Source organism: Wenyingzhuangia sp. IMCC45467 (genome assembly GCF_054111205.1).
This window is the reverse complement of record NZ_CM134196.1, coordinates 1880949-1893138: the sequence shown is the minus strand read 5'-3', so window position 1 is coordinate 1893138 and position 12190 is coordinate 1880949. Positions and strand designations below refer to the sequence as shown.

The following is a 12190-nucleotide window of genomic DNA, read 5'->3' as shown; positions in this document are numbered from 1 at the left end:
CTCTGAAAAAAAACAATGAATTAAATATGGCATTAAAAATTTTTGGACATAGGTCCCCTGATACTGATGCAACTGCATCTGCAATTGTATGGGCATGGTATTTAGGTAAACAAGGGATTGAGGCAAATCCTTATGTTTTAGGTCCTTTAAATACCGAAACAAAATTTGTATTAGATTATTGGAAAGTAGAAATTCCTGCTTTGCTAACTGAAATTAATAGTGAGGATCAGGTAGTGATTGTAGATACCAATAATATTGACGAATTGTTTGAAAATATCAATGAATCAAAAATACTTCAAATTATAGATCATCATAAGTTGGTTGGTGGAATTCAAACTGCTGAACCTATTGATATAACTATAAAACCTTTAACCTCTACAGCATCGGTAATGTATTTGTTAATGGGGCCAGATGAGGTTCAAGACATGCCAAATGATATTGCTGGTTTAATGTTGTCTTGTATTTTATCTGATAGTTTGGAGTTTAGAAGTCCAACAACTACGGAGGATGATAAAGTAATGGCTCAACATTTGGCAAAAAAGTTAGATATTAATATTACAGAATATGCTACAAAAATGTTTGAAGCAAAATCTGATATTTCTGCTTTCTCTGACGAAGAGTTGATTAAAATGGATAGTAAAAAGTACGAAGCTAGTGGTAATAAATACAGAGTTTCGGTGTTAGAAACTACAGCTCCAAATATTGTTTTAGAAAGAAAAGATTCTATTTTTAATAGCATGCAAGACATAAAATCTAAAGAAGAATTAGATGATGTTTTGTTGTTTGTTATAGATATTTTAAAAGAAGAAGCTACTTTATTTGTGCCTAATGATGCCGTTAAATTGGTGGCTGAATCTAAGTTTAAAGCAACAGTAACTTCAGACTTAGTAGTGTTACCAGGAGTAGTATCTCGTAAAAAACAAATTATACCAGTGCTGTAAGTTTGCTGTAATAATATTTATCATCAAAGCCTAACTTGTAAAAGTTAGGTTTTTTGTTTTTAGAACATTTTACCACGTGTATTATGGTAATATACCCCTCTATGGTATAAATAAATAAGTGTTTTTTTGATGTAGTAAATAGAAGATGTATGAAAGTTTATCAGGTAAATAAAATAAGAGTAAATAAATTAAAAATAACAGGAAACTCCAATCATGTATTGTGGCATCAAGCCAATACAATAGATGGATTACAATCTCCATGGAATGATGAGTTTAATGATAAAACGCTTTTTAGAGCACTTTGGGATGATGAAAATTTTTATTTTTCGTTTGTTGTTCCTGAAACGAGTGTGTATAGAGATCTAAAAGATAATTCTAAAGCTAGCATTAATAACTCCGATAGGGTTGAATTGTTTTTTAGAAAAGATGAAAAATTATCTCCATATTATTGCTTAGAAATAGATCCAACCCCACGCATAATGGATTTTAAAGCCATGCCTAATAAAGCTTTTAATTTTGATTGGAAATGGCCAGAAAATGACATTCAAATAAAATCAAACACATATCATGATGAGTATATAGTTGAAGGAGTAATTAGTATTAAATCATTAAAAGAATTAAATCTGTTAAAAGATAATAAATTACAAATAGGAGTTTATAGAGCAAAATATACGGAACAGCCAAGGAAAGGCTATGAACCTACTTGGTTTACTTGGGTAGATCCTAAAACAAAAGAACCAAATTTTCATATAGCTAGCTCTTTTGGAGAGTTTTGGTTGTTAGAAAATTAAAAACTGCTGTTTATTCGTAAACAGCTTTTTTTTGTGTATAAGACTCTAAGTTTTCTGAATTGATAATATTAATAGGAAGTAAATTTTGTTTTGGAGCTTTTTTACTAAAAATAAAATGTTCTATTAAGTTAGATAATCCCAAAAATGTTTGGTGTTTAGCGTTTTGATGAATTAAAAACTGTATTGTGTTGTTGTTTAAATAATGTATGTTTTCTTCTAATAAATCATAACCAATTAATTTTATATGGTTAATATTATGTTTGTTAAATACTTTACCTACTTTATAAGTTTTAGAGTTGGTAACAAACACTCCTTTAACATCTTGATTTTTTTGTAAAAAATCAATTAAATTTTTCTCTAAATCTTCTGAAGTGTACGTAATTGTTACCGTTTCTATTGCAGTATTGCTTTGTTTTATAAACTCTTTAAATCCTTTTTCTTTCTCTTGAAAATAAGTGGCGTTTTTAAAATTAGTTCCAATATGTAAAATAGCAACTTTTCCTTTGTTTAAAATCAAGTCAAAAAGTTTTGCTGCAATTCTCCCGCTTTTTACAAGATCCTGTCCTACAAAATTAAAAACATGATTGTTTGGAATGTTGTTGTTAATTATACTTACTGTAATATCTTGCTCCGCTAATGAGTTTATAATGACTTCTGATTCTTTTCTAAACAAAGGAACCATTAAAACGGCATCGGGTTTTAGATTAATAATATCATTGCTTTTACTTATAAAAGAGACTACATCTTTAGGGCGGTATAAGATTGTTTTTATGTCTATATCAAAAGAAGCAAACTCGCTTTTAACCAAAGAAATTCCTTCTTTACAAGCTAACCAATAATTGTCTAGGTTGTAATCAGGCAGTAACACACATATACTATATACTTTGCTGTTTTTTAAATTACGAGCTATTAAATTGGGTTTGTAATCAATTTCGGCTAATATTTTATTTACATCATTAAGCGCTTTCTCAGAAACCTTTCCTCTTTTATGAATCACACGATCAACAGTTCCTTTAGAAACCCCAGCAAGTTCTGCAATATCCTTAATAGTATATTTTTTTCTCATTTGGTAAAGATATAAAAAATACCTTTTATCAGTTTTATGTGTACGAAAACATATATAATTTGTGCTCGAGAACACGAATTAGTGTGCTCGAACACTTTTTTTAGTGTGTTCGAGCACATTTTTAGTGTTTTTTCTTTGTTTTATGGTTTTCATTCTATACTTTAGCCGTATAAAAATAATAAATACCCAAATAGTGATTTTTTAAATTACTGATTTTTACCCCCTTAAAAATGTTTATAATGAGTGAAAACAAACCAACTTTAGTAGTGTTAGCGGCTGGAATGGGAAGTCGTTACGGAGGATTAAAACAGATTGATACTTTTTCGCCCCAAGGAGATACCATTATAGATTTTTCTATTTATGATGCTTTGCAAGCTGGATTTGAAAAATTTGTATTCATTATTAGAAAAAGTTTTGAAAAAGAGTTTAAAGAAATTTTTGATAAAAAATTAGAAGGTAAAGCTCAAGTAGATTACGTGTATCAAGAATTAGATGCAGTGCCCCAGAAGTATGTTAATCCAGAAAGAACAAAACCATGGGGAACAGGTCATGCTTTGTTAATGACTAAAGATGTGGTTACCGAAAATTTTGCCATTATTAATGCTGATGATTTTTACGGTAGAGAAGCTTTTCAAATGATGGCTAAAACTTTAAAAGAAACAGATAAAACTTCTTATGATTTTAGCACCATTGCTTATTTGTTGAAAAACACTGTTTCAGAACATGGTTATGTTTCTAGAGGAGAATGTAGTGTAGGAGAAAATGGTTATTTAACTGATGTAGTAGAAAGAACTAGAATTGAAACTATTAATGGAGAGCTAAAGAGAGAAAACGATAACGGAGAAATGATTCCAATTAATGAAAATACGGTAGTTTCAATGAACTTTTGGGGGTTTACACCTAAGTGTTTTGAATTTGGAAGTCAGTTGTTTGAGCAGTTTTTAGCTGATAATACAGAAAATTTAAAAGCAGAATTCTTTTTGCCAACCATTGTAAATGAAATTTTAAAATCTGGTCAAGCATCTGTAAAAGTGTTGGAGTCTGGAGCAAAATGGTTTGGAGTAACTTATGGAGAAGACAAAGCTATGGCTCAAGGTGAAATTAAAAAGTTAAAAGATAATCATGTTTATCCTATTGACTTATGGGCTTAGATAAAACAACATATATCAAAAGTATTTTTAACAAGTTTAAAAAGAAATCTGAGCTAGAATCTTATGCTGAGTTTTCTTCAGGACACATTAATGATACTTATTTTATAAAAGCTAAAAAACCACCACATTATGTTTTGCAAAAAATTAACCATGGAGTATTTAAGGATGTTCCAGGATTAATAAATAACAAAGTTTTAGTGAGCAAGCATATTCTTGGTAAACTAAAGCATCTGTCTAAACAAGAGCGAAATAAAAAAACGGTAAAGTTTAAAAAGTGTGTAGAAAGTAGTCGTTATTATTATAAAGATGAAGATGGAAACTTTTGGAATATGATGGTTTATATTGATGATAGTATTACCTACGATTTGGTTCCAAATTCAACAATAGCGTTTGAAGGAGGTAGATTGCTAGGGGAGTTTTTAAACTTAACAAGTGATTTTGATGCTTCAAAATTAATTGATGTCATTCCCAATTTTCACGATATGTCTTTTCGTTATGAGCAATTTAGCAAAGCAATAGAAAATGCAAATGAAAAACGTATCATAAAAGCTAAAGAGTGTATTGCTAAAATAGCAGAGCTAAAGGATGAAATGCATATTCTACAAACTTTAAAAGAAAGTGGAGAAATTCCAATAAGGGTTACCCACAACGATACCAAAATATCAAATACCTTGTTTGATAAAAATAACAAAGGTTTGTGTATGATTGACACCGATACTGTGATGCCTGGTATAGTACACTATGATTTTGGAGATGCAATTAGAACAACTTGTAATACGGCTGCCGAAGATGAAAAAGATTTGACTAAAGTTGAATTTAATATTCAGTTTTATAATGCTTATAAAGATGGTTTTTTGGCTCAAATGGAAAGTGTGTTAACACCTATAGAAATTAAATATTTACCATTGTCGGCCAAAACAATGATGTTTATTATGGGGTTAAGGTTTTTAACCGATTATTTAAATAACGATATTTATTACAAAACAGAATATAAAGAACACAATTTTGTAAGAGCTAAAAATCAGTTTAAATTAATAGATTCTTTTTCAAAACAAATACAACAGTCAACAATTATAGAAGGGAAAGATCATGAATAAATATGTAATTACAGGCGGAGCTGGTTTTATTGGAGGTCACATTGCAGAATATTTAAGTAAGCAAGGTCATAAAGTTGTAGTAGTAGATAGTTTAAGAACCGGGTTTAAACAAAACATTGCTCCTTTTGATGTTGAATTTGTAGAAGGAGATATTAGAGATAAAGAATTACTAAAAAAAGTAATTAAAGGAGCTAGTGCCGTTTTTCATTTAGCTGCTTTAGTAAGTGTTCCAGAGTCTTTATTAAAAATTGATGAGTGTGTAGAAATTAATGCCATTGGAACTTTAAATGTTTTAGAGGCTGCTAAAGAAACACCAAATTGTAAAGTAGTCTTGTCTAGTTCTGCAGCAAATTATGGAGATAATCCTGTGTTGCCAAAAGTAGAAAGCATGATTCCAGAACCCATGACTCCATACTCTGTAACCAAGTTAGATGGAGAGTTTTACTTAAAAATGTATCAGAATCAATGGAATGTACCCACCACATCATTAAGATATTTTAATGTATTTGGTCCAAGACAAAATCCAAACTCTGCCTATGCAGCAGCTGTTCCTATTTTTATTTATAAAGCGTTAAAAAATGAATCAATTACGGTTTTTGGAGATGGAGAACAATCAAGAGATTTTATTTATGTAAAAGATGTGGTTCAGGCAAATATTTTTGCAGCTACAAATGGTAATGATGTTTATAATGTAGCCTTAGGTTATAGTACCTCTATTATAGAGTTGGCTCAAAAAATAATTAAAATAACCAATTCTAAATCTGAAATTATATTTTTAGATGAAAGACCAGGGGATATAAAACATTCTAAAGCAGATCCATCAAAATTTCAAAAATTAGGGTTTAAACCTCAATTTACCATTGATCAAGCTTTAGAAGAAACCATAGCCTATTATAAAACAATAGTATAAACCTAAATTTTAATATATGTCATCAGTAGAAAGTACACAAAAAAGCAACTTAGTACCTATTGCAATTATTGCAGGGTTATTTTCCATTTTTGGTTTTGTTACTTGGATTAATGGAGCATTAATTCCTTTTATGAAAACCATTAATGAGTTATCAGCATCAGAATCTTATTTGGTGGCCACGGCCTCTTATATATCTTTTGTGGTAATGGCATTACCCTCTTCATACGTATTGGAGAAAATTGGGTATAAAAAAGGAATTTCTTTAGGGTTATTTATCATGGCTATTGGTGCTTTGGTTTTTATTCCTGCTGCCGAAGCAAGAACTTATTGGATGTTTTTGTTGGCTATTTTCTTACAAGGAGCAGGGATGACATTGTTACAAACAGCAGCAAATCCATACATCACCATTTTAGGACCTATAGAAAGTGCAGCAAAGCGTATTGCTATTATGGGAATTTGTAATAAGGTTGCTGGAGCAGTAGGTTCTATTGTTTTTGGAGCATTGTTGTTGTCTGGAATAGATGATGTAAATGAAAAATTAAGTACGGTATCTGCTTCCGAAAAGGAAACTTTATTGAGTACTATGGCAGGTAGTGTAGTTACTCCTTATATAGTAATGGCTGTAGTATTGGTTCTTTTTGCAGTGTTAATTAGAAAAGCTCCCTTGCCAAATGTAGAGGCAGCTTCTGAAGAGGAGGAAGGTGATTCAGAAAAAACAAGCAAAACAAGTATTTTTCAATTTCCACACTTGTGGTTAGGAGTATTAGCTCTTTTTGTATATGTAGGGGCAGAGGTAATTGCAGGTGATACTATTATTGCTTACGGAATATCATTAGGAATATCAGCAGCAAAAGCTAAGTTTTTTACCACGTTAACCTTGTTATGTATGGTAGTTACTTATGGGGTTGGAGCGGTTTTAATTCCAAAATTTATCAGTCAAAATACAGCATTAAAAGCAAGTGCTGTGTTAGGTATAGTCTTTAGTTTTTTAATTCTAAATACATCTGGTCTTACCTCAGTATTTTTTGTAGCAGCCTTGGGAATTTCTAATGCATTGGTGTGGCCAGCAATATGGCCATTGAGTTTAGATGGTTTAGGGAAGTTCACTAAAACAGCTTCAGCATTGTTGGTAATGGCAATTTCTGGAGGAGCAATTATTCCGCCATTGTATGGTAGAATTGTAGATGCTAGCAAGTTAGATTTATTAAAAGAGGGTTTAAGTGAAGTGGATGCAACAGCCATGTCTGCAACAAATAGTTATTGGATTTTAATTCCTTGTTATGCAATTATCTTGTTTTTTGCATTGTGGGGACATAAATATAAAAGTTGGTCAAAAAAATAAAAATAGAATATTAAAAGTTAGAAAAAATGATTAAAAGTAGTATAGATAAAGCGACTGGTTTTGAACGTAGATTTGAAAACATAAATACTAGTATTTTTGAAAATGCTAAAAAAGGATCAATAGCTGTAGCGCAAAAAATAGCCAAACAAATTAAGAATAAACAAGCCAAAGGAGAAACTTGTGTGCTAGGTTTGGCAACAGGTTCTTCTCCTAGAGATGTATATGCCGAGTTGGTAAAAATGCACAAAAATGAAGGTTTAAGTTTTAAAAATGTGGTAACCTTTAATTTGGATGAATATTACCCAATGGATGAAAACTCTGTAAATAGTTACAGACGTTTTATGAATGAAGCATTGTTTGATCATGTAGACATAGATAAAGCTAATTGTCATGTACCTGATGGATCTTTAAATAAAGATAAAATTCAAGAATATTGTGCAGCATACGAATCTAAAATTGAAAAATTAGGAGGTATAGATTTACAGTTATTAGGAATTGGATCTAATGGACATATTGGTTTTAACGAATCAGGGTCTTTACAAAACTCAAAAACAAGATTGGTGGCTTTAGATCACTCAACTCGTTTGGCTGCAAGTAAGGATTTTGGAGGATTAAGTAATACACCTAAAACAGCAATAACTTTAGGGGTAAAAAAAATAATGGAAGCTAAAAAAGTAGTGCTTTTGGCTTGGGGAGAAGGAAAATCAGAAATTATAAACAAAGCAGTAGAAGGTACAGTAACAAACCAAGTACCTGCCTCTTTTTTACAAGAGCATAACAATGTAAGTTTTGTGGTTGATAGAGAAGCTTCATCAAGGTTAACAAGAGTAAAAACTCCTTGGTTGGTTGAAAAAGTAGAATGGAATGAGCAGTTAACCAAAAAAGCAGTAGTGGGATTGGCTTTAGAGTTAAATAAGCCTATTTTAATGCTAACAGATGCTGATTATATTGAAAATGGAATGAGTGATTTGTTGGCAGAGTTTGGAAATTCTTATGATATCAATATCAAAATATTTAACAACTTACAAAATACTATTACAGGTTGGCCAGGAGGAAAACCTAATGCAGATGATAGCAGAAGACCAGAAAGAGCTGAGCCATCAAGAAAAAGAGTCTTAATTTTTAGTCCACACCCAGATGATGATATCATTAGTATGGGAGGAACTTTTAAGAGATTGGTAGATCAAGGTCATGATGTACATGTAGCTTATCAAACATCTGGAAATATTGCAGTTGCTGATGATGAAGCTTTGCGTTTTGCCAATTTTGTAACGGATTATAACGCTCAATTTGGAATTAATAGTGAAGAGGCAGAGACCATTTATAAAAAATCTAAAACCTTCTTAAAAGAAAAAAAGAATAGTGAGGTTGATATTCCTGAGGTAAGATATATAAAAGGAATTATTAGAAAAGGGGAAGCTCGTGCAACAAGTCATTTTGTAGGATTAAAAGATCACCAAATTCATTTTATGAATCTGCCTTTTTATGAAACAGGTACCATTCAAAAAAATCCAATTGGAGAAGCAGATATTCAGTTAACCATGAAATTGATTGAAGAAATTAAGCCTCATCAAGTATACGCAGCGGGAGATTTAGCAGATCCACACGGAACACATAAAGTTTGTTTGGATGCTATTTTTGAATCAATGAAAAGATTAAAGTCTAAAGATTTTATGAAAGATTGTTGGTTGTGGTTGTACAGAGGTGCATGGCAAGAGTGGGGAGTAGATGAAATTGAAATGGCAGTACCTATGAGCCCAGATCAAGTATTAGAAAAAAGATATGGAATTTTCAAGCATCAATCTCAAAAAGATGGTGTTGTATTCCAAGGAACGGATAGTAGAGAATTCTGGCAAAGAGCAGAAGATAGAAATAGTGAAACAGCTAAGTTGTACCAAAAATTAGGTTTGGCTACTTATGCAGCTATGGAAGCTTTTGTTAAGTGGGAATACTAAAAAAGGAGTTTTTTCAATTTTTTATGAAAAATTGAGTTTTATTAGGTTTCTTATTTGGGCTACTTTATAGTCTAGTAGCCCATCTAAGATTTAAAAAAATAAAATATGTCATTAATCAAATCAATATCAGGAATACGCGGAACCATTGGAGGAAGTGTAGGTGATAATTTAACCCCATTAGATGCAGTAAAGTTTGCAGCTGCTTATGGAACTTGGATCAAAGCAAGAAATAAAGACTCAAAAGAAATCAATGTAGTTGTTGGTAGAGATGCTCGTGTTTCTGGAGCCATGATTAGCAGCTTGGTGACTAATACTTTAATAGGATTGGGAATTAATGTGATTGATTTAGGTTTGTCTACCACACCAACTGTAGAAGTAGCAGTGCCTTTAGAAAAAGCACATGGAGGAATTATTTTAACAGCATCACACAATCCAAAACAGTGGAATGCTTTAAAATTATTGAATGAAAAAGGTGAGTTTTTAAATGGTGCCGATGGAAAAGAAATTTTAGACTTTGCTGAAAAAGATGCTTATGCTTTTGCTGAGGTTGATGACTTAGGAACCTATACAGAAAACAATTCTTATGTAGAAAAACACGTTCAAGAAGTTTTAAACTTAGAGTTGGTAGATGTTGATGCCATTAAAAAAGCAGGATTTAAAGTAGTGTTAGATGCTGTAAACTCAACAGGAGGGATTTTTATTCCAGCTTTGCTAGAAAAGTTAGGAGTAGAGTGTGTAAAACTTTACTGTGAACCAAACGGACAATTCCCTCACAACCCAGAGCCTTTAAAAGAACATTTAGGAGATATTGCTGCTTTGGTAGTTAAAGAAAAAGCAGATTTTGGAATTGTAGTAGATCCAGATGTAGATAGATTGGCTTTAATTAGCGAAGATGGTTCTATGTTTGGAGAAGAATATACCTTGGTAGCTTGTGCAGATTATGTACTGGGGCAATTAGGAGGAGGAAACACGGTTTCTAACTTATCCTCATCAAGAGCATTGAGAGATGTAACGGTAAAACACGGAGGAACTTACACAGCAAGTGCAGTAGGTGAAGTAAACGTGGTTACTACCATGAAAGAAACCAACACGGTGATTGGTGGTGAAGGAAATGGTGGAATTATTTTTCCTGCTTCTCATTATGGTAGAGATTCATTGGTAGGAGTTGCTTTGTTTTTATCTCATTTAGCAAAAAGTGGAAAATCTTGTAAAGAGTTGAGGGATTCTTATCCAGAGTATTACATGAGTAAAAATAAAATTCAGTTAACTCCAACGTTAGATGTAGATGCTATTTTAGAACAAATGGCAGAAAAATATAAGAATGAGGAAGTGAATACCATAGACGGAGTAAAAGTTGATTTTGCTGATGAGTGGTTACACTTGCGTAAATCTAACACAGAACCAATCATTAGAATTTATACAGAAAGTGGCTCACAAGAAAAAGCAGATGCTTTGGCTTTAAGGGCTGTAAATGAAATAAAAGAAATAGCTAAAATATAATTTACTTACCTTACCCCTTGAGTAAAAACACTTCTATCTTTTTTTGATAGAGGTGTTTTTTAGTTTTTAAGAGTTAAAAAAGCCCGTGTATTTGTGCATCAATAGCATCAATAATTTTTCCTAAATCTTCGGGGTTGCTAACATAATCTAGGTTGTCAATGTCTATGATTAATTTTTTTCCTTTGCTGTAAGTAGAAATCCAAGCTTCATATCTCTCATTTAAACGACTTAAATAATCAATATTTATGGTGCTTTCATATTCACGACCTCTTTTGTGAATTTGTCCTACTAAAGTTTTTATATCTGCTCTTAAATAAACCAATAAATCAGGAGGAGTCACCAAATTTTCCATTAGTTCAAAAAGTTTACTGTAGTTAGTAAAATCTCTGTTTGTTAAGAGTCCCATAGCATGTAAGTTGGGAGCAAAAATTTTAGCATCTTCATAAATGGTTCTATCCTGAATGATGTTTTTACCACTTTTTTGAATTTTTAAAATTTGTTCAAAACGAGTGTTTAAAAAATAGACTTGTAGGTTAAAAGACCAACGTTCCATTTCGTTATAAAAATCATCTAAATACGGATTGTCTTCAACACTTTCAAAATGTGCATCCCATTTATAATGTTTGGCTAAAAGTTCTGTTAAGGTAGTTTTACCTGCTCCAATATTACCGGCAATTGCTATGTGCATAGGATTTTTGTTTGAACTCTAAAAATAGTTAATTTTTGGGAATAGAAAGTATGCAGATGTTGTTCTCCTTTAAAAAATACACTTTGTTATTAATTACCTCAAATGATTCAATTTTGTTAAGAGTAGAAAGTATTTTATTGTTTTTTTGATATAGTCCTCCGTCTTTGAGAACATAATTATTGATGAGAGATAAGGGTAAAATAATATTCTCTATATTAATAACGGCTTCTTTTCTTGCTAAAAAGTTAAATTTAATCAATTGGTTTTGCTTGTTAAGCACCAATGCTTGATTTAAATTTCCTTTTAAGTCTATAATATTTTCTTTAAAGGGAATTGAAGTAATTTCTGTTTTTTGGGTCTTAAAATTGTAAAGTTTCAACATCATGTTTATGTTGTCATATAACCAAATTTTGTCTTTGCTAGCATTGGCAATAAGTTCTGTACCAATAGGAACTTCAAATTGTGTAATAAAACTTAGTTGGTTGTCTAATAAAACTACTTTATTAAAAAACTTATACAAAAGTAAAACTTGTAATGGATTGCTAATGTCAACAACATCAGGAGTTCCAAATTCTATATTTTTATAATCGTTGTTTAAACTGCTTTTGTGTAAAGCATCATTTTTTAGATAGTAGTAATTTTCATAAATATCTACTCCTATAAACTGATCTACTTTTGTAGTTAATATATTTTGACAAAAGCAGTTTAAGCAACAAAAAAATGTGAATATAAAAAGTTTCATATTCAAA

At 31.3% G+C, this 12190-nt stretch carries 11 protein-coding genes; 8 read left to right on the top strand and 3 right to left on the bottom strand.

Annotated elements, in window-relative coordinates:
- Nucleotides 1-26 precede the first annotated feature (26 nt).
- Together ACXGQT_RS08105 and ACXGQT_RS08100 are read left to right on the top strand one after the other, a co-directional pair.
- Nucleotides 27-941: a manganese-dependent inorganic pyrophosphatase gene (locus ACXGQT_RS08105; RefSeq protein ID WP_457828098.1), complete on the top strand. Its 915-nt coding sequence runs from the start codon at nt 27-29 to the stop codon at nt 939-941.
- A 149-nt stretch (nt 942-1090) separates the two neighbouring features.
- The gene (locus tag ACXGQT_RS08100; RefSeq protein ID WP_457828097.1) at nt 1091-1732 is read left to right on the top strand and encodes a sugar-binding protein; all 642 of its coding nucleotides are present in this window, start codon (nt 1091-1093) and stop codon (nt 1730-1732) included.
- A gap of 10 nt (nt 1733-1742) precedes the next feature.
- Here ACXGQT_RS08100 and ACXGQT_RS08095 read toward each other — a convergent pair whose 3' ends face one another.
- A complete protein-coding gene (locus ACXGQT_RS08095; RefSeq protein ID WP_457828096.1) occupies nt 1743-2798 on the bottom strand; it encodes a substrate-binding domain-containing protein in 1056 nt (351 codons plus the stop codon).
- A gap of 239 nt (nt 2799-3037) precedes the next feature.
- On the opposite strand from ACXGQT_RS08095, the gene ACXGQT_RS08090 reads away from it, so the two are divergent.
- From ACXGQT_RS08090 to glmM, 6 genes are all read left to right on the top strand, one after another.
- Nucleotides 3038-3949 carry a sugar phosphate nucleotidyltransferase gene (locus ACXGQT_RS08090; protein ID WP_457828095.1) on the top strand — a complete coding sequence of 304 codons (912 nt, stop codon included), beginning with the start codon at nt 3038-3040 and terminating at the stop codon, nt 3947-3949.
- Nucleotides 3940-5046 carry a phosphotransferase enzyme family protein gene (locus tag ACXGQT_RS08085; RefSeq protein WP_457828094.1) on the top strand — a complete coding sequence of 369 codons (1107 nt, stop codon included), beginning with the start codon at nt 3940-3942 and terminating at the stop codon, nt 5044-5046. The genes ACXGQT_RS08090 and ACXGQT_RS08085 overlap by 10 nt, the downstream gene beginning before the upstream one ends.
- Nucleotides 5039-5956, top strand: coding sequence for an NAD-dependent epimerase/dehydratase family protein (locus ACXGQT_RS08080; RefSeq protein WP_457828093.1), 918 nt, complete (start codon nt 5039-5041; stop codon nt 5954-5956). The genes ACXGQT_RS08085 and ACXGQT_RS08080 overlap by 8 nt, the downstream gene beginning before the upstream one ends.
- Before the next feature lie 16 nt (nt 5957-5972).
- The gene (locus tag ACXGQT_RS08075) at nt 5973-7298 is read left to right on the top strand and encodes a sugar MFS transporter (protein WP_457828092.1); all 1326 of its coding nucleotides are present in this window, start codon (nt 5973-5975) and stop codon (nt 7296-7298) included.
- A 26-nt stretch (nt 7299-7324) separates the two neighbouring features.
- Nucleotides 7325-9253 (top strand): glucosamine-6-phosphate deaminase, encoded by a 1929-nt coding sequence (nagB, locus tag ACXGQT_RS08070; RefSeq protein ID WP_457828091.1) that lies wholly within the window; start codon nt 7325-7327, stop codon nt 9251-9253.
- Between the two features lie 105 nt (nt 9254-9358).
- Nucleotides 9359-10753, top strand: a complete 1395-nt coding sequence (glmM, locus tag ACXGQT_RS08065) for a phosphoglucosamine mutase (RefSeq protein WP_457828090.1) — start codon at nt 9359-9361, stop codon at nt 10751-10753.
- Nucleotides 10754-10826: 73 nt separating this feature from the next.
- On the opposite strand, the gene ACXGQT_RS08060 is transcribed toward glmM, so the two are convergent.
- Entirely contained in the window at nt 10827-11441 is a 615-nt protein-coding gene (locus tag ACXGQT_RS08060) for a deoxynucleoside kinase (RefSeq protein WP_457828089.1), read from the bottom strand.
- A 28-nt stretch (nt 11442-11469) separates the two neighbouring features.
- Entirely contained in the window at nt 11470-12183 is a 714-nt protein-coding gene (locus tag ACXGQT_RS08055) for a hypothetical protein (RefSeq protein WP_457828088.1), read from the bottom strand.
- Between the last annotated feature and the right edge of the window lie 7 nt (nt 12184-12190).

Bases quoted from the DNA above. Each gene is read 5' to 3' on its own strand.
- ACXGQT_RS08090 (WP_457828095.1), top strand. From the start codon at position 3,038: ATGAGTGAAAACAAACCAACTTTAGTAGTGTTAGCGGCTGGAATGGGA.
- ACXGQT_RS08100 (WP_457828097.1), top strand. From the start codon at position 1,091: ATGAAAGTTTATCAGGTAAATAAAATAAGAGTAAATAAATTAAAAATA.
- glmM (WP_457828090.1), top strand. From the start codon at position 9,359: ATGTCATTAATCAAATCAATATCAGGAATACGCGGAACCATTGGAGGA.
- ACXGQT_RS08085 (WP_457828094.1), top strand. From the start codon at position 3,940: ATGGGCTTAGATAAAACAACATATATCAAAAGTATTTTTAACAAGTTT.
- nagB (WP_457828091.1), top strand. From the start codon at position 7,325: ATGATTAAAAGTAGTATAGATAAAGCGACTGGTTTTGAACGTAGATTT.
- ACXGQT_RS08060 (WP_457828089.1), bottom strand. From the start codon at position 11,441: ATGCACATAGCAATTGCCGGTAATATTGGAGCAGGTAAAACTACCTTA.
- ACXGQT_RS08080 (WP_457828093.1), top strand. From the start codon at position 5,039: ATGAATAAATATGTAATTACAGGCGGAGCTGGTTTTATTGGAGGTCAC.
- ACXGQT_RS08055 (WP_457828088.1), bottom strand. From the start codon at position 12,183: ATGAAACTTTTTATATTCACATTTTTTTGTTGCTTAAACTGCTTTTGT.
- ACXGQT_RS08075 (WP_457828092.1), top strand. From the start codon at position 5,973: ATGTCATCAGTAGAAAGTACACAAAAAAGCAACTTAGTACCTATTGCA.
- ACXGQT_RS08105 (WP_457828098.1), top strand. From the start codon at position 27: ATGGCATTAAAAATTTTTGGACATAGGTCCCCTGATACTGATGCAACT.
- ACXGQT_RS08095 (WP_457828096.1), bottom strand. From the start codon at position 2,798: ATGAGAAAAAAATATACTATTAAGGATATTGCAGAACTTGCTGGGGTT.